Source organism: Acinetobacter pengchengensis (assembly GCF_982235305.1).
In genome coordinates, this window is sequence record NZ_CEVATJ010000001.1 from 2,708,280 (window position 1) to 2,725,244 (window position 16,965).

19 protein-coding genes are annotated in these 16,965 nt (G+C 42.5%); 14 read left to right on the forward strand and 5 right to left on the reverse strand.

What is annotated here, in order from left to right:
• Positions 1–58: 58 nt before the first annotated feature.
• Positions 59–1,318: a hypothetical protein gene (locus AC0T5Z_RS13135; protein WP_291331365.1), complete on the forward strand. Its 1,260-nt coding sequence runs from the start codon at positions 59–61 to the stop codon at positions 1,316–1,318.
• A 105-nt stretch (positions 1,319–1,423) separates the two neighbouring features.
• Here AC0T5Z_RS13135 and ppk1 read toward each other — a convergent pair whose 3' ends face one another.
• From ppk1 to AC0T5Z_RS13150, 3 genes are all read right to left on the reverse strand, one after another.
• A complete protein-coding gene (gene ppk1 / locus AC0T5Z_RS13140; RefSeq protein WP_435337023.1) occupies positions 1,424–3,487 on the reverse strand; it encodes a polyphosphate kinase 1 in 2,064 nt (687 codons plus the stop codon).
• 228 nt (positions 3,488–3,715) lie between these two features.
• Complete coding sequence (pncA, locus tag AC0T5Z_RS13145) at positions 3,716–4,342, reverse strand: bifunctional nicotinamidase/pyrazinamidase (RefSeq protein ID WP_435337022.1); 627 nt, start codon at positions 4,340–4,342, stop codon at positions 3,716–3,718.
• 47 nt (positions 4,343–4,389) lie between these two features.
• Positions 4,390–4,791, reverse strand: coding sequence for a hypothetical protein (locus AC0T5Z_RS13150; protein ID WP_435337021.1), 402 nt, complete (start codon positions 4,789–4,791; stop codon positions 4,390–4,392).
• A gap of 923 nt (positions 4,792–5,714) precedes the next feature.
• Here AC0T5Z_RS13150 and dapA point away from each other — a divergent pair.
• The 4 genes from dapA to AC0T5Z_RS13170 all read left to right on the forward strand — a co-directional run bounded on the left by dapA (position 5,715) and on the right by AC0T5Z_RS13170 (position 8,564).
• On the forward strand, positions 5,715–6,614 hold the full coding sequence (dapA, locus tag AC0T5Z_RS13155) for a 4-hydroxy-tetrahydrodipicolinate synthase (RefSeq protein WP_096902484.1): 900 nt from the start codon (positions 5,715–5,717) through the stop codon (positions 6,612–6,614).
• Between the two features lie 14 nt (positions 6,615–6,628).
• Positions 6,629–7,228: a lipoprotein-34 precursor (NlpB) gene (locus tag AC0T5Z_RS13160; protein ID WP_096902486.1), complete on the forward strand. Its 600-nt coding sequence runs from the start codon at positions 6,629–6,631 to the stop codon at positions 7,226–7,228.
• A gap of 35 nt (positions 7,229–7,263) precedes the next feature.
• Entirely contained in the window at positions 7,264–7,983 is a 720-nt protein-coding gene (gene purC / locus AC0T5Z_RS13165; protein ID WP_004974116.1) for a phosphoribosylaminoimidazolesuccinocarboxamide synthase, read from the forward strand.
• Positions 7,984–8,351: 368 nt separating this feature from the next.
• Positions 8,352–8,564, forward strand: a complete 213-nt coding sequence (locus AC0T5Z_RS13170) for a cold-shock protein (RefSeq protein ID WP_004974113.1) — start codon at positions 8,352–8,354, stop codon at positions 8,562–8,564.
• 116 nt (positions 8,565–8,680) lie between these two features.
• On the opposite strand, the gene AC0T5Z_RS13175 is transcribed toward AC0T5Z_RS13170, so the two are convergent.
• Both AC0T5Z_RS13175 and AC0T5Z_RS13180 read right to left on the reverse strand, forming a co-directional pair.
• A complete protein-coding gene (locus AC0T5Z_RS13175) occupies positions 8,681–9,949 on the reverse strand; it encodes a replication-associated recombination protein A (RefSeq protein WP_096902483.1) in 1,269 nt (422 codons plus the stop codon).
• Between the two features lie 117 nt (positions 9,950–10,066).
• Positions 10,067–10,519 (reverse strand): YcgN family cysteine cluster protein, encoded by a 453-nt coding sequence (locus tag AC0T5Z_RS13180; protein ID WP_435337407.1) that lies wholly within the window; start codon positions 10,517–10,519, stop codon positions 10,067–10,069.
• A 191-nt stretch (positions 10,520–10,710) separates the two neighbouring features.
• Between AC0T5Z_RS13180 and AC0T5Z_RS13185 the strand changes: the two genes are divergently transcribed.
• From AC0T5Z_RS13185 to AC0T5Z_RS13225, 9 genes are all read left to right on the forward strand, one after another.
• Positions 10,711–10,869, forward strand: a complete 159-nt coding sequence (locus AC0T5Z_RS13185; RefSeq protein WP_004974108.1) for a DUF1328 domain-containing protein — start codon at positions 10,711–10,713, stop codon at positions 10,867–10,869.
• 210 nt (positions 10,870–11,079) lie between these two features.
• Complete coding sequence (locus tag AC0T5Z_RS13190; protein WP_096902481.1) at positions 11,080–11,820, forward strand: dienelactone hydrolase family protein; 741 nt, start codon at positions 11,080–11,082, stop codon at positions 11,818–11,820.
• Between the two features lie 69 nt (positions 11,821–11,889).
• Positions 11,890–12,252, forward strand: a complete 363-nt coding sequence (locus AC0T5Z_RS13195) for an HIT family protein (RefSeq protein WP_096902480.1) — start codon at positions 11,890–11,892, stop codon at positions 12,250–12,252.
• 137 nt (positions 12,253–12,389) lie between these two features.
• The gene (gene mutY / locus AC0T5Z_RS13200; RefSeq protein WP_096902485.1) at positions 12,390–13,424 is read left to right on the forward strand and encodes an A/G-specific adenine glycosylase; all 1,035 of its coding nucleotides are present in this window, start codon (positions 12,390–12,392) and stop codon (positions 13,422–13,424) included.
• A gap of 60 nt (positions 13,425–13,484) precedes the next feature.
• Positions 13,485–14,024 carry a M23 family metallopeptidase gene (locus AC0T5Z_RS13205; protein ID WP_096902479.1) on the forward strand — a complete coding sequence of 180 codons (540 nt, stop codon included), beginning with the start codon at positions 13,485–13,487 and terminating at the stop codon, positions 14,022–14,024.
• Between the two features lie 18 nt (positions 14,025–14,042).
• A complete protein-coding gene (locus AC0T5Z_RS13210) occupies positions 14,043–14,288 on the forward strand; it encodes a hypothetical protein (RefSeq protein WP_096902478.1) in 246 nt (81 codons plus the stop codon).
• A 52-nt stretch (positions 14,289–14,340) separates the two neighbouring features.
• On the forward strand, positions 14,341–14,910 hold the full coding sequence (locus tag AC0T5Z_RS13215; protein ID WP_291341495.1) for a DNA-3-methyladenine glycosylase I: 570 nt from the start codon (positions 14,341–14,343) through the stop codon (positions 14,908–14,910).
• A gap of 72 nt (positions 14,911–14,982) precedes the next feature.
• Positions 14,983–16,005 (forward strand): NADPH-dependent aldehyde reductase Ahr, encoded by a 1,023-nt coding sequence (gene ahr / locus AC0T5Z_RS13220; protein WP_096902477.1) that lies wholly within the window; start codon positions 14,983–14,985, stop codon positions 16,003–16,005.
• A 238-nt stretch (positions 16,006–16,243) separates the two neighbouring features.
• Positions 16,244–16,948: an FKBP-type peptidyl-prolyl cis-trans isomerase gene (locus AC0T5Z_RS13225; protein WP_096902476.1), complete on the forward strand. Its 705-nt coding sequence runs from the start codon at positions 16,244–16,246 to the stop codon at positions 16,946–16,948.
• Positions 16,949–16,965: the final 17 nt, after the last annotated feature.

Here is a 16,965-nt window from a genome sequence, read left to right on the forward strand (position 1 = left end):
TACAACTATTGTGAGAATCATAATCTAAATTGAATATAAATGCCTTGGAAGTTTTACCTTGAATGCGCCTAGACAAGGGCTATTTGCTAGCCTATTGATTGTAAGTTTTGCTTTTCACACCTTTTTATTGGTGCTTGCAACAACACACCAATTAAATGAAAACCGCGCCAATCAGGGGCAGTTAATGACCAGCCAACTGGTCACAGACAGCCTTTCTGAGCTGGAACCTGCTAATACAGTATCACTGGCATTATTGGTAAATCGTTATGCCACCAATCCAAGCATTGCTTCTATTCGTATTTTAGATGCGAAAAATCAGGTCTTGGCGACAGGTGGACAGTCACGTACCCGTGAAGGTGAAGTCTTTGTCCGCGATGCGATCGTCAATGAAAAGAAAGTCGGTACCATTGAAATTACCTTAATTCAGCCAAGTATTGGTGAAATTCTGCGTACCCAATGGTTAGCAATACTTTTATCATTACTGGTTCATGGTTTGTTATGGTTGGCTTATCGCGCGATTGCCCGTCCAAGCCGTAGTGAATATTTGGCACGCATTAATAATGAATCTCGCCTCAAACACGAATTACAATTATTGACGCAAGCCCTTGAGCAAGAAAAACATCAAACCGCTTTGGCACTTGCGCAGGCCCAGCAACAACCGAAACCTGTGATGTCGCCTAAAGCAAACAAAGCCATTGAGCAAAGCCAAGATCAGAACAACATTGCGCTGAATATTCAGTTTTATGACCCGAAACAATTATTAGACACAGTCACGCAAAGTGTGTCTGTGCCTTATTTTAGCTTATGTCAGATTTTCCTGAACAAAAGTATTGAACTGTGCGTTCAACACTACAAGTTAAATCGTTCCGATATTCAAACGGTACAGCCATTCCATGAAGATGGCGCAACACTGAGTATTGCAGCCAATACGCCAAATGCAGCAGCCTGTATGGCAATGATTGGCACGGTGTTCCAGTTATTGTCTGAAGTGCTGTATAAGCGTTACCGCGAAGAAAAACGTTTTGTGTTGCAAACTCGCAGTGGTTTATCTACCGCAGTCGAAGCCATGCAGTTATCTGCGGTGCAGGCGGCAGAGCGTTTGGTACATCAATTATCTGCCCGTGAAAATGCAGTGCATTTACCAAATGAACTCTTGGATCAACTGTCTGCGCATTATGAATTGGTGAGTATGCCAAATCCGACCAATGTGCTGATGCGTCATGCCTTTATGGTGAATGGTATGGACAGCCAATCGGCTGAGTTGGCGCAAAGCTTGCGAACTGAAATTCTAAAAGGCAAACATTCAAGAGCTTCTTAAAGCAATCCATGTGATGCTTTGAAAACATAAAACCTGAGTATGCGCACATACTCAGGTTTTTTATATTCGCAGATGCTAGATCACATCCATTTACTGCAGCCCAATTTACACATTCAACTGTTTTTGCTCGACCAAATACATTTGCGCATTGTGTACGGCAGCCTGCCCTACCACAGCAGCTTTCTGCCATTCGCCATTGGCTTGTAGCTCCCACGCATTTTGATTGTCATGCAAATAACTCAGCAAGCCATCTTCCACAATACGCTGTTTAATTTTCTCATCCAAAATAGGGAAGCAGGTTTCCACCCGTGAAAATAAGTTGCGCCCCATCCAGTCTGCGCTGGCACAATACAATTTTTTCGCACTACCATGCTCAAAATAATACACACGGGTATGTTCCAAAAAGCGCCCTACAATCGAACGGACATGAATACGCTCAGACATACCTTTCACTTTTGGAATCAAACAACAAATCGAGCGGATAATTAAATCGACCTGTACTCCTGCCTGCGAAGCGCGATACAAAGCCGTAATTAACTGTGGCTCAGTCAATGCATTGACTTTAATGATAATTCGAGCAGCTTTGCCTGCTTGTGCAAACCCGATTTCTTGTTCAATCAGTTTGAGCAATTCACTGTGCAAGGTAAATGGTGCATGCAGCAAGTTTTTTAATTTTGCTGATCTGCCCATACCAGTGAGTTCCTGAAACACCCGATGCACATCTTCACAAATATCAGGATGTGTGGTCATCAATCCATAGTCGGTGTACATACGCGCATTGCCCGCGTGATAGTTGCCTGTACCCAAATGCACATAGCGCACCAACTGGTCTTGCTCACGACGCACAATCAAAATCATTTTGGCATGGGTTTTATAATCCACAATGCCATACACCACCACCGCGCCTGCCTCTTGTAAGACGTTAGCAACCATAATATTGGATTCTTCATCAAAACGTGCGCGCAGCTCAATCACGGCAGTGACTTCTTTACCATTGCGCGCGGCTTCTGCCAGTACCTGCACAATTTCAGAATCTGGGCCACTGCGATACAGCGTTTGCTTAATCGCCAACACATTTGGGTCTTTCGCCGCTTCTTTGAGTAAATTAATCACGGGCTGAAAAGAGTCAAATGGATGATGCAGTAACACATCCTGCTTTTTCAAAATCTCAAACATCGGCTTTTGCTTGCGAAATATTTTAGGAATCACAGGTGCAAAAGGGGCATATTTCAATTCAGGTCGGTCAAAACTACTGGTCAGACGCGACAGATTAATCGGCCCGCTAATCCGATATAGCTGCTGTTCATCTAAATCAAACTCGCTGAGCAAATAATCAATAATATCTTGCGGGCAATCATCTTCAATTTCTAAACGTACTGCACGCCCAAAACGACGTGAGGATAGTTCATCTTTTAAGGCGACTGCCAAATCATCAACATCTTCGGCCAAAATCAGGTCGGCATTGCGGGTCACCCGAAACGCATAGCAACCTGTGGCTTTCATGCCTGGGAATAGATCATTGATATGTTGTTGAATAATCGCAGTCAGGAAAATGTGTTCTGTTGCACTGCCTGCCACTTCTTTTGGCAAATTGATTAAACGTGGCAAGGAGCGTGGCGCAGGCACAATCGCCATTTCAATTTCACGGCCAAAGGCATCTTTGCCTTGTAAGCTGACAATAAAATTCAGACTTTTATTGACCAAACGTGGAAATGGATGCGATGGGTCAAGGCTGATTGGCGTTAAAACAGGCTGTACCTGACGGGCAAAATAATCGGCAATCCACGCTTTATGTTTATCCAAAATGTCATGATATTGAATAAAGTGAATTCCTAAACTTTGCAGCTGCGGCAAAATGGCATAGTTTAAGGTGTCGTATTGCTGCTTCACCGCCTGATGCACTTTATCAGACAGTTCTGCCAAGACCTGTTCGGTCGGAATGGCATCTGGGGTACGGGTAATGGCATTCAAATCGAGCTGCTTCATTAGCCCAGCGACTCGAATCTCAAAAAACTCATCTAAATTACGTGAAAAAATAATTAAAAAGTTCAACCGTTCTAAAATAGGTAAATCAGGGTCTAATGCTTGCGCCAAAACCCGACGGTTAAACTCAATTAAGGAAAGTTCACGATTAAAATAAGTATCAGATGAATGCTGAATGTGTTCCATATCTTCTCTATGCTGCTTTGGGACAGTCTGCTTATTTCGCCTCTGTGCAGGCATGGTAGGTAGAGATTATGACAATCATGTTACAACCACAGTTAGTTGCAGAATATTTCGTTAGGATAAGGTCAATCTAAAAATTTGATTTTGTATGTTTTATCTTACATTCAATACATTTTTATAGCAAAACAGCACTTTTAGTGACTTCTTTTATCTTAAACCATGTATCTGACATTAATTTAAAATATCTGCACTTTGAATCCGCTGCACACCATGTGCCAGCATTTGTTGCCATGCTTGTTCTAAAGAGCCATTTAAATCAATCGCTTTGGTGGCATCTTCAATCACGTAGGTACTAAAACCCAACTCACAGGCATCTATCGCTGTCCAAGCCACACAAAAGTCGGTAGCTATGCCCACAATATAAACTGTATCAATTTCACGGGCTTTTAAATAGGCCGCCAAACCTGTGGTGGTTTTGCGGTCTGCTTCCATAAAGGCAGAATAACTGTCTATTTGCTCATGGAAACCTTTGCGAATAATCAATTGTGCTTTAGACAAATCTAGGTCTGGGTGTAATTCGGCATCGAGTGTGCCCTGTACACAATGTACAGGCCACAACACTTGCTCGCCATAACTGAGTTGAATTTGCTCATAGTCCTGTTTGCCTGCATGATTGGCAGCAAAGGACACATGCGTTGCAGGATGCCAGTCTTGGGTGATCACAATGTTCTGAAACACACGCCCCAGCGCATTAATGCAGGGAATAATTTGATCAGCATCAGCAACCGCCAAATTACCTCCAGGACAAAAACCATTTTGCACATCGACCACAATTAAGGCACTATTCAGCTGCTGCATGCTGTTTCCTTTCCCATCCTAAATGCTGCTCTCAGCATAGCTGAAATTTAAGTCTGAGTGGTTTCACTTTGATAAAAATAAAAAGAACCATTTTCAGCACAATGTTGATAGCTCTGTAGCTGCAACAATAAATGCCTTACAAAACGTGGATAGATTTTGGCTTTGCGTGCAGTGGCAGCATGAAAATAAAAATAAGGCAGTGGATGCCGAGTTAAATAAGTGACCAAATGCTGTCGGGTTAAACGCATCACCTGAAAGGCATCAATACCTGCGTTGACATCTTCATAAGTGGCTTGATCGGCAAATGCCAACCATGCGTTTTGTTTTGGAGAAGTTCTTGCTGCACGAAAACGGCGTTTCAATTCTAAAACAAATTCATATTCAATCAGATACAGCGAAAATTGTTGTTGATTCAACTGAAATTCTGCAATTAATTTTTTCTGCTTCAAATAATGCTCTTATCTTTACTGTTTTTTAGGTCTTATTATACCCTGCTTGCGTCATTGCCACCCAATAAATTAAGCAGCTTTGCGACAGTACTTGTCACACTTCATTCAAGTATTTTTGCTAAAAAATCAGCGATCAACATACAAAAAAAATAGCCTGCAGATGCAGGCTATTTGGTCTTTCAACTGTTCTCATCTTTTAAACAGTTGGAATACGACGTAGCAATAACCCACATCATCAAGGGAATCACAATAAATGGCAATAAACCACCCAAATAAATTGCGCAGCAAAATAGACTTCTTGCGTTAGTCAAATTTTAAGCAGTCAAAAGCTATATTTTATAAGGTTTTAGCCAATTCAAAAATTAGATAAAACTATACTTTCGCAAGAGGTCTAATATAGCGAAAAAAATAATTCAGCTGCGTTTCTATCATTTTTTAAAAACACTACTATTTAGCTAGAAATTCTCACTATTTAAGAAGCCTGCATGATGTAGAGTAGACTTAAAAAGATATTAATCCTGGAAAGAAAAAATAAAAATATTCCAATTAAAACAATTAGATATAATCAACACAAGCTCTGAATTGAGCGTTTTTTATATAAACATTCCGTATTCAGCATTGTATTTCAAACTTAAGGCTAATAAAGCGCTGATGACCGCTGCGCTATACGGGTGAAATTTTGGGCATCAAGGATGATGGTTATTATTTTAAAGAACAAGCATCTAATCCTAAAATATTAAATTAGACAAAGTTTATGATTGCTTTGACGAAAGCATATTGTTCTGACACACTGAATCAGTCATAATTTAGCTAAGCATTATTTAATCAATTTGATTGAATTTTGACCCAAATCAAAATACTGCAACCATCCACATCTACTTTTCTACACCTCTGTGGATGGAAAAATAGGATCTTTTAAAAAAATGACTCAGCAAGCACAGACCATTCAAGGCTCAATTGTCGCAATTGTCACCCCAATGTTAGAAGATGGCAGCGTAGATTGGAAAGGTCTCGAGAAGCTGGTTGAGTGGCACATAGAACAAGGCACCAACAGTATTGTTGCTGTGGGTACAACAGGTGAAGCATCGACCTTAAGTATGGAAGAGCACACCAAAGTGATCGCAGAAATTATTCGCGTCGCAAATAAGCGTATTCCTGTCATTGCTGGTACTGGTGCAAACTCAACGCATGAAGCCATCGAACTGACCAAAGAAGCACAACAATTGGGCGCAGATGCAGCCTTATTAGTGACGCCTTATTATAATAAGCCAACGCAGGAAGGTTTATACCAGCACTATAAAGCAATTGCAGAAGCAGTTGATTTACCTATCATTTTATATAATGTACCAGGTCGTACTGGTGTAGATATGTCAAATGAAACGGTCATCCGTCTCGCTGACATCCCCAATATTGTAGGCGTAAAAGACGCAACGGGCGATGTGCCACGTGGTCAGCAATTATTGGCTGGCTTGGCAGGCAAAAACATGGTGGTGTACTCAGGCGATGACGCTACGGCATATCAATTGATGCTGCACGGTGCAAAAGGCAATATTTCTGTAACTGCCAATGTTGCACCAAAAGCCATGAGCCAAGTTTGCGCGGCTGCAATCGCAGGTGATGCTGCAGGTGCAGAGCAACAAAACAGTGCGATTGCAAATTTACACAATATTCTATTTTGTGAATCGAACCCAATTCCTGTGAAATGGGCACTTCATGAAATGGGATTAATTGGTACAGGAATTCGCCTGCCATTAACTCCGCTTGCAGAACAATATCGTGCACCGTTACGCGAAGCCCTTCAGGCTGCGGGTGTCATTCAATAAAAGAGCTTAGTATGATGCAATTACGTTTTGGTTTTATCGCCGCACTTTCAGTATTGAGTTTGGCTGGTTGTAGTTCTCTTGCCATCAATAATGGTTCATTGGACTATAAAGACGCCGCTACTTTAGCACCACTTCAATATCCGGAAGGTTCTGTGGTTCGACCTGCAACACCGTTGTATCCTGCACCAAGCGTTGACCCTTTAGCAACAGCAAATGCACCTAAGCTTGAAAATGCACGTGGCAACCGTTTTGCGATGCCACGTCCTGAAGCCATGCAAGCCAGCAACAACACAGTTCAAGACAGTACGCAAATTGGACGTCCTCAACCTGTAGTTGACGGAAACCAAAATCCGTTGCTCAAAATTGATGGAAATTCTGCTACAATTTGGCAATACACACTTGCCACCCTCAGCAGTCTGAATTACAGCATTGTTGGTCAAAGTAAGAACCGTTACGAGGCAACCATTAAGGTCGATCAACAGATTTATGTCTTAAGATTGACCTCTGTCGGTTCGAGCAACAACCTAGCCGTGTTCAATGCCGATAACAGCTTTGCAGATCAAGAAAAAGCTGCAGATCTGTTGGCCCAGATTTACCAAAATTGGCCAGCCTAGCCGTACTAGGCATTTTTTTTGAAAAAGGTTCCCTCATGTTAAAACAAACCTTGCTCTATACTGGTAAAGCAAAATCTGTTTATACCACAGACAGTGCAGACCACCTGATTTTAGTCTTTCGTGATGATGCCTCTGCGTTCAATGGCGAAAAAATCGAACAACTAGATCGTAAAGGTAAGGTGAACAACCGTTTTAACGCCTTTATCATGGAAAAATTGGCTGAAGCGGGTATCGAAACTCACTTTGAAAAACTACTTACACCAAACGAAGTATTGGTGAAGAAGTTAGATATGATTCCTGTAGAGTGCGTCATTCGTAACTACGCTGCAGGTTCACTCTGCCGTCGTTTAGGTGTAGAAGAAGGTAAAGAACTAACTCCACCTACCTTTGAATTGTTCTTTAAAGACGATGCGCTTGGCGACCCAATGGTAAACGAATCTCAAGCGATTGCTTTAGGTTGGGCCAATGCTGAACAATTGGCAAAAATGAAAGAATTAACTTACCAAGTCAACGATGTATTAAAAGCATTGTTTGACGCAGGTAACATGATTTTGGTCGACTTCAAACTTGAGTTTGGTGTATTCCACGACCGTATTGTATTGGGTGATGAGTTCTCTCCAGACGGTTGCCGTTTATGGGACAAAGACACCAAGAAAAAACTCGACAAAGACCGTTTCCGTCAAGGTTTAGGCGGTGTGGTTGAAGCTTATGAAGAAGTTGCTGCACGTTTGGGCATCGACTTAGACAATATCTAATTCAAGCTTTTCAATTTTGAAAGCTGAATTGCAAAAACCGAGCAATCTTGCTCGGTTTTTTGTATTTTGCTGTAGACCAAGCAAGGTTTATACACTGAATCTTTGCAAAAAACCAAATCTTTGCCCCATCCACAATACCCAGTCTGTCCGCCTATTTTTAAATTTATCTGAATTTAAATTGTGTATTCTGCAATTCCGTGTATGCTTGTTGTCATACTAGAAAAATATGAAGTTCGTTTTAATCGTCTAAGTCCGTAGTTTTATTTTGTAATCCTTCGTTTGTTCAGATTTTAAGTCGCATCTTTTTCCCAGTAATTCCAAATCTTTTTTAGATTGCAACATATTAAAATTCAGCAGGATATTTCCCTATGTCAAATCCGACAATGAAAGGCACGGTAAAGTGGTTTAACGAAACTAAAGGCTTTGGTTTTATTCAACCAGAATCTGGTCCAGATGTGTTTGCGCATTTCAGCGAAATCGCACACTCAGGCTTCAAAACTTTACACGAAGGTCAGCAAGTTGAATTCAGCATTGCACAAGGTCAAAAAGGCCCGAATGCTGTAAACATCAAACCGCTCTAAGCTTTTGAATGCAGCACTCAAGGCTGCAAACAAATGTAAAAAAAGCTCAAGTTGATTCTTGAGCTTTTTTTATGCCAATATTTTGGGTAAATATCTTTGCATATATACCAAACGACTTAAGATTGAGTCTGCTGCCAACGGCGTTGTTGTAAACGCTCACCTTCTACTTCACGCTTATTGCGTGCCGACTCATACAATTTTGTGTCTTTCAGTTCAGGCGGTAAATAGTCTTGTAACACAAAATGTTCGGGGTAATTGTGTGGATACAAATAATCTACCCCATAACCTTGTTCTTTCATCAGTTTGGTCGGCGCATTACGCAAATGCAGTGGCACAGGCAAGTTGGCGGTTTTTTCAGCCAAATCCATGGCTTTATTAATTGCCAAATAAGTACTGTTACTTTTGGCACTGGTCGCCAAATATACTGCACATTGTCCTAAAATAATCCGCGCTTCAGGCATACCCAACACTTGTACCGAGCGGAAACATTCGCCTGCCAACAACAAGGCATTCGGGTTGGAGTTGCCAATATCTTCCGAAGCAGCAATCAGCATGCGACGCGCAATAAAAGTGGGATCTTCACCGCCTTTAAGCATACGCGCCATCCAGTACAATGCAGCATCGGGGTCACTGCCACGAATTGACTTAATAAAAGCTGACACCAAATCATAATGTTGCTCGCCCGACTTGTCATAACGGGCAATATTTTGTTGCGCAACCTTGACCACTATCGCGTTGGTGATGATACTTTCTACATCCGGTTCAAAGGTGCTCGCCACCAAATCTAGTAGGTTTAAAGCCTTGCGTGCATCGCCTGCAGCAAACTGAATCAGGGCATCAAATTCTTCAATCTGAATATAACGGTCTTTTAAGAACTGATCTTGCTGAATGGCTTGTATTAGCAAGGTCTGAATTGCATCGGCATCTAAAGCCTTTAAAGTATAGACCTGACAACGTGAGAGCAGTGCGCTATTGACTTCAAAAGATGGATTTTCAGTGGTCGCACCAATTAAGGTGATTTTGCCCTTTTCTACCGCATTTAATAAAGCATCTTGCTGTGACTTATTAAAACGATGAATTTCGTCAATAAACACCACTGGCGTGAGCAAATCGCCGCCTTCGCTAATAATTTCCCGCAGCTCTTTGACGCCAGTATTCAATGCAGAAAGGCTGATAAAGGGGCGATCTACCGCCTGCGCCAACAGCAAAGCAATGGTGGTTTTCCCCACCCCAGGTGGTCCCCAGAAAATAATCGAAGGCAAATGCCCCTGATCAATCATTTGGCGTAACGGCGCTTGCTCACCTAAAAGATGATCTTGACCAATAATTTGCGCTAAATCGCGTGGACGCAAACGCTCAGGCAGTGGAATATGACTCTCTGACATCTTGTTATTTCTATACTTGACTTCAACCTAGTCTACTATGATCTCAAGCTTTGGAGTATTTCTAATCGTACCGATTTATCACTAAAACACGATTCACGGTTTGTTCTACAATATGAATTAACGCACCCAACGCACCACATAATCTTCTATGTCTTCTTCTGCAACATCCAATTCTGAAATACAACGTCCTGCTGCAGATTTTTTGGCTTTAATCACACTTTGGCGTGAACCCGTATTCAAATAATGCCAAGATGGCAAATTTTTGCCCTGTTTTAAACGGCGATAGGCACAGCTTGGCGGCAACCAGTGAATTTTTTCGAGTTTTTCGGGGGTGAGTTGAATGCAATCGGGTACAAAGTCAAAGCGATTGGCATAATCTGAACAACGTGCTGTGTTACAATCCAGTAACTTGCATGCCACTTTGGTATAGGCCACTTCCTGCGTGTCTTCATCTTCTAGTTTGATCAAACAGCATAAACCGCAACCATCGCACAAGGCTTCCCATTCCGCAGCATTTAAGGCATTCAGCAGATAGTTTTTCCAAAATTCAGGTCGTAATTGATCAGACATAGCGCACAGAAAATAACAAAACTGCGTCATTATATCAGCCTTATTTCACCTTGTTGCTTTTGTTTGGTCTTTAAATGAATCAAACACTTAACTCAAACAACTGAACATTTAATACACAAAAACAAAACACTCTACTGTGTTCAGCTCCCTATACTCAATTCAGAAGCAATAAAAACACATGGAGAACAATTATGTTTCGTTGGGCTATAATCTTCGCAGTGATTGCGTTAATCGCGAGTTTACTTGGTTTTGGTGGTGTCGCTGGTTTATCCAAAGACTTTGCCATTATTTTATTGGTGATCGCTGTGATTTTGGCAATTGTTGGTTTCCTCTCTCGCGGAAAAATCTAGTGATCTCGTCTATAAATTTCTAAAAGCAGACATAAAAAAAGAAGGATTTATTCCTTCTTTTTTTATGTCTGCTATTAATGCAGTAAATGCCAATTTGCCCATTTTAAAAATATTTTCTCACATTTATAGGCAGGTTTTGCCCTGTTTTTAAAAATGCGTGCCATATTATTATGCTTTAATCATGGCATTGAAAACGATAAGGAATAAGACATGGCTTTAGCAATTAAAACTCGCGAAATTGAATATACAGCTGCAGACGGCAGCAAATTGATCGGTTATTTTGCTGCACCAGAAGCAGCTCAAGCTGTCGCGGGGGTGATTGTCGCACCTGAATGGTGGGGACGTAACGAATACACCGAACAACGCGCACGTGAATTGGCTGAACATGGTTTTGCAGCCTTAGCAATTGATATGTATGGCGATAAAAAAGTCACCACCACCGCAGCCCAAGCCAATGAGTGGATGATGCAAACTTTTGCAGATGCCGACACAATTGTGACTCGTGCGTCTGCAGCTTTGGACACTTTAGCAGCCCAACCTGAAGTAAATCGCGATAAACTTGCTGCAATTGGTTTCTGTTATGGCGGCAAAGTCGTACTGGATTTGGCTCGTTCTGGTGCAGCATTAAAAGCAGTGGTTACCTTCCACGCCAACCTCAGCCCGAAAGCCCCTGCACAACAAGGTCAGGTACAAGCCGAGATTTTGGTGTTGCATGGTGAGCTAGACAGCATGGTGACTTTAGACGACGTCGCAAGTTTCCGTGAAGAAATGCACGCGGCTCAAGTTGAGCATGAAGTGATTATTTTTGAAGATGCCAAACACGGTTTTAGTAACCCTCAAGCCGATGAACGTGCAAAAGCCAATGGAGTCGATTTAGGCTACAACGCATCGGCAGAGCAGCAAGGTTTAGCGGCAATGTACGAAGTGTTGAATCGTCGTTTAACAGATTAATCTGCTGTTCCCATTACGCAACATATACTCAACGCAAGCCAAGAAAATTTTAAAGAAGAGGATATAACAATGACTGAGCAATGCCCTTATTGCAATTTTGATGATTATGATGTTTTGGCAAAAAATGAATTTGGGGTAATTTTGCCTGAACCGAATGCCCTATCTAAAGGACATTGCGTAATTATTCCAATACGTCATGTGGGTTCTTTTTTTGAAGTCACCGACAAAGAGCGTAAAAGCCTGATGTCTTTATTAGAGTTGGCGCGCAATGAGTTGCAATTGCGTCATCAACCTGCAGGTTTCCATGTTGGTTTTAATGATGGCGATGTATTTGATGCAAAATCTGAGCATTTACACATCCACATTATTCCACGCTATGCAGGTCAGACCTTAAAGCTAGATAACCGTTGGGGCATGAGCGGTCAAATTTAAACCACCACTCGTTTTATCCCAAACTAAGTGAAACCAAACCGAAAGAAGAAGATGCAAGCTCATCTTCTTTTTTTTATGCACCTCATTCCCGTGCCAGTTTGGCTATACTGAGCAGCTATTTTACATATTGGGTTCGCATGACTGCTTTTTCTTTTTCCGATGCTCTCCTCACGTGGTTTGATCAACACGGACGCCATGACCTACCGTGGCAAGTCGCCGATGATCCCTATGCAGTGTGGGTGTCTGAAATTATGCTGCAACAAACTCAGGTCAAAACCGTATTGCAATATTTTGAGCGTTTTTTGCAGCGCTTTCCGACAGTGCAAGATTTAGGACGCGCCACTTGGGATGAAGTTGCACCGTATTGGGCAGGTTTAGGCTATTACGCCCGCGCCCGTAACTTGCATAAAGCAGCCGCAATTGTGGCACAGCAAGGGCATTTCCCAAGCACCTTGGAACAATGGATGGCCTTGCCTGGCATTGGTCGCTCTACAGGCGGTGCTATGATGTCACTGGGTTTACGTCAATACGGCGTCATTATGGATGGCAATGTAAAGCGCGTATTGGCACGCTTTTTTGCTATTGAAGATGATTTATCCAAACCTGTGCATGAACGTGCCATGTGGCAACTGGCAGAGCAGCTTTGCCCTGTCACACGTAACCATGACTACACCCAAGCCATAATGGATTTAGGCGCCACCATTTGTACCCCGAAAAAACCCTTGTGCCTTTATTGTCCTATGCAGCAACACTGCAAAGCCCATCAACAAGGTTTAGAACAAGAGCTGCCGTTTAAAAAACCGAAAAAAGCCGTGCCTGTAAAATCTGCACAGGTGTTGGTGTTGCAATGTGCTGAACAATGGCTCTGGCAACAGCGTCCCAATACCGGACTGTGGGGCGGGCTATGGTGTTTGCCTGTAATTGAAGATAGATTGGCTTTTGAGCAGTTGTGTCAAAGTTTAGGTCTTAAACACGTGCAGCAACGTGCACAAATTTCTCACAGTTTTACCCATTTCACCTGGCAGCTCGAAGCCATTTGTTTTCAGGTCGATGCCGATCTGCAAGAACACCTCGCAATTGAACTGAATGCAGAGTGGTATAGTCCAGAACAAGCCAGTGATTTAGGAATTCCCACTGCCATGAAAAAATTGATCTCGGCAATCAATCTGTGACATAGTCAAGCATCGTGATGAATGAAATTTTTGCTTTCACTGCCATTACAAGGATGTCTTATGTTTCGATGGATTGCTGTCTTAAGCCTGTCACTCTTCACCTTATTGATAGCAGCCTGTAGTTCTGCACCAAAACGTCCCAGTACCCCACTCCCGCCTGCCTTGGTGCAAAAACTCAATCAAATGAGTTTAAAAACCCGCCTGCCCATTCCTGTGCAGGGCATTAAAGCACATCAGTTGAATAACACTTGGGGTGCATCTCGCAGTAGCGGACGTTTGCATGAAGGCATCGACATCATTGCCCCGAAAGGCAGCAAAGTGTATAGCGCCACAGAAGGTTTAATTGCCGACTTACGCGATAATCGCTTAGGTGGTAAAGTAATTTGGATATTAGGGCCTGCAGGCACTTGGCATTATTATGCACACTTAGATGGGCACAAACGCGGTTTAAACGTGGGCGATTATGTCAAAGCTGGAACGCATATTGGCTATGTCGGTAATACAGGCAACGCCCGGCACACTGCTGCACATTTGCATTACGGACTTTATTTAAATGGTAAAGGACGCGGCGCGGTCAATCCTTATCCTTATTTACGTTAATTTTGTTAGGAACATTTCATGTCTGAAGCCTTGATAAATCGATTGGTGGAATTTGCAGAATCTGGCAATCAACAAAAAATTGTGTTGACAGGACAAGTCCACCAAGGCTGGGTCATGGAAATTACTGAAGATGCCCTGCTCATCAGCACAGGTTATTCAGATAAAGTCGGTAAAGACAACTGGATTTCCTTTCACGATCTGCAACAGGCAGAACTATATTACTGGGATAACCAAAACAACCAATGGGCAGCTTTTCAGCTTTAAGTCCTTCCCATTTATATCTATTCAGCTATCTATTCAACAAGGAGCATGACCCATGACGATACAACGCTGTGGTTGGTGTTCCGATGATCCACTCTATATGGCCTATCATGATTTAGAGTGGGGACAAGCTGTATTTACCGAAGCGCATTTATTTGAAATGCTTTGCCTAGAAGGACAACAAGCAGGTTTGTCTTGGATTACTGTTCTGAAAAAACGTGAAGCGTATCGTCAGCATTTTTTCCAATACAGCATTACTGAAATTGCAGCCCTCAGTGATGACGATATCGCACTTAAATTACAAGATGCTGGATTGATTCGACATCGAGGTAAATTACAAGCGATTCGTGACAACGCACGTGCATGGCAAAAATTAAAAGATGCCGATATAAACGTCGTAACATGGCTTTGGGATTTTGTTGCACAGCAGCCTATTAGGAATGATGTACCTGACTATCGTATTGCACCTTCACAAACCGACGCTAGTGTTGCCATGTCCAAAGCCCTAAAGAAAAATGGTTTTAAATTTGTGGGGCCGACCACCTGCTATGCTTTTATGCAAGCTGTAGGCATGGTCGATGATCATGAAAATCACTGTGACTTTAAAAAAACATCTCAACTTTAGTATTCAATCACTCAACCAATCAATGCAACATCACCAATCAATACAGTCAGCCAATGACAAGGACGGTGCAATATGAGTAATACCATTCGAGCGTATGCCGCAATGCAGGCAGGTGAAGCCCTGCAAGCCTATCAATTTGATGCGGGTGAATTACAGGCGCATCAGGTAGAGGTCAAAGTCGAATATTGTGGCTTATGCCATTCAGATCTTTCAGTCATTCAAAATGACTGGCATTCCTCTGTGTATCCTGTGGTGGCAGGGCATGAAATTATTGGCACGATTACTCAATTAGGCAGTGAAGCCAAAGGCTTAACCGTAGGACAACGGGTAGGCATTGGCTGGACTGCAGACAGTTGCCAACACTGCGATGCCTGTATTGCAGGCGAACAAGTGCTGTGCAGCAATGGCACAACTGCAACTATTGTGGGACATGCAGGTGGTTTTGCCGATAAAGTCCGTGCAGGTTGGCAATGGGTAATTCCATTACCCGATGAGGTCGATCCTGTCAGTGCAGGGCCTTTACTCTGTGGTGGAATTACCGTATTTGATCCGATCTTGAAACATCAAATTCAGGCAGTACATCATGTTGCTGTGATTGGTATTGGCGGTTTGGGGCATATCGCCATCAAATTATTAAAAGCATGGGGCTGTGAAATTACAGCGTTGAGCTCCAATCCAGACAAAACTGCAGAATTACTGGCTATGGGTGCAGACCATGTCGTGAACAGCCGTGATGCTGCTGCCCTAAAAACCCAGCGTGGCAAGTTTGACCTGATTTTAAGTACGGTAAACGTAAGCTTGGACTGGAATGCTTATTTAAGTACGCTTGCTCCGCATGGCACTATTCACATGCTGGGTGTGACGCTCGAACCTATGCAAATTAAGGCGGGCAGCTTAATTGGCGGTGCAAAATCGGTTACAGGCTCATCGACAGGTTCACCTGCAGCGCTGCGTCAATTATTACAATTTGCTGCACGCAAACAGATCGCCCCACAGGTAGAAGTTTTTCCGATGTCACAGATCAATCAGGCGATTGAACATTTGCATCAGGGCAAGGCACGCTATCGGGTGGTGTTAAAGGCCGACTTTGACTGATTTTTAAGTTAAATCTTGCCCAACTGAACGGTCTTACTCATCTCAGCTGGGCAAAATTTATGTATGAAAAATGTTTTAGATATTCAGTCTGTTATAGAATAAACTGCGCAAGCAGCATATATTAAAAAATTGAATCGACACAGGTTAAAAAGCCACGTGTCAAACTAGAAAAGTCTTTGAAAAAGTCTGCTAAGATGAATGCTGCTTTTTTAACTATAAAATGAATTTGAGAAAACCTATGAGTAAAGCCTTACCCATCGCTGTTGCTGTAATTTTAGGCGGTGCTGCTCTTGTTCCTGTTTATTATGCCTCTCAAAACCCAGCAGTGGCGACTTCTAAAGCATCGGCAAATGCTTCTGCGGTTGAAAAAATCAGCTATGCTTTGGGTTATGAAGTGGCACATCAAACCCCACCAGAGCTAGACATCAACAGCTTTGTAACAGGTGTTCGTGAAGGTCATGCGCGTAAACAACCTGCCTACACCGAAGAAGAATTACAAAAAGCCTATGAGCAATTCCAGCAAGAGTTACAACAAAAACAAGCTACTCAAGCGCAAGCTACACAAACAGCCAGTGATTCATTCCTAACTGAAAATGGCAAAAAAGCAGGCGTACAAACCACAGCTTCTGGCTTGCAATATCAAGTGATTAAAGAAGGCACAGGTAAACAGGCAACAGCAAGCTCTGTGGTCAAAGTGCACTACACGGGTAAACTGGTCGATGGCAAAGTATTTGACAGCTCAGTACAACGTGGTGAGCCAATTGAATTCCCTCTGAATCAAGTCATTCCGGGCTGGACTGAAGGTTTACAGCTGATGAAAGAAGGTGGTAAAGCCACGCTGTATATTCCATCGAAACTAGGCTACGGCGAACAAGGTGTACCAGGCATGATTCCTGCCAATAGCACCTTAATTTTTGATGTTGAACTGATTGAAGTGAAATAACAACATCACCCTTTCAG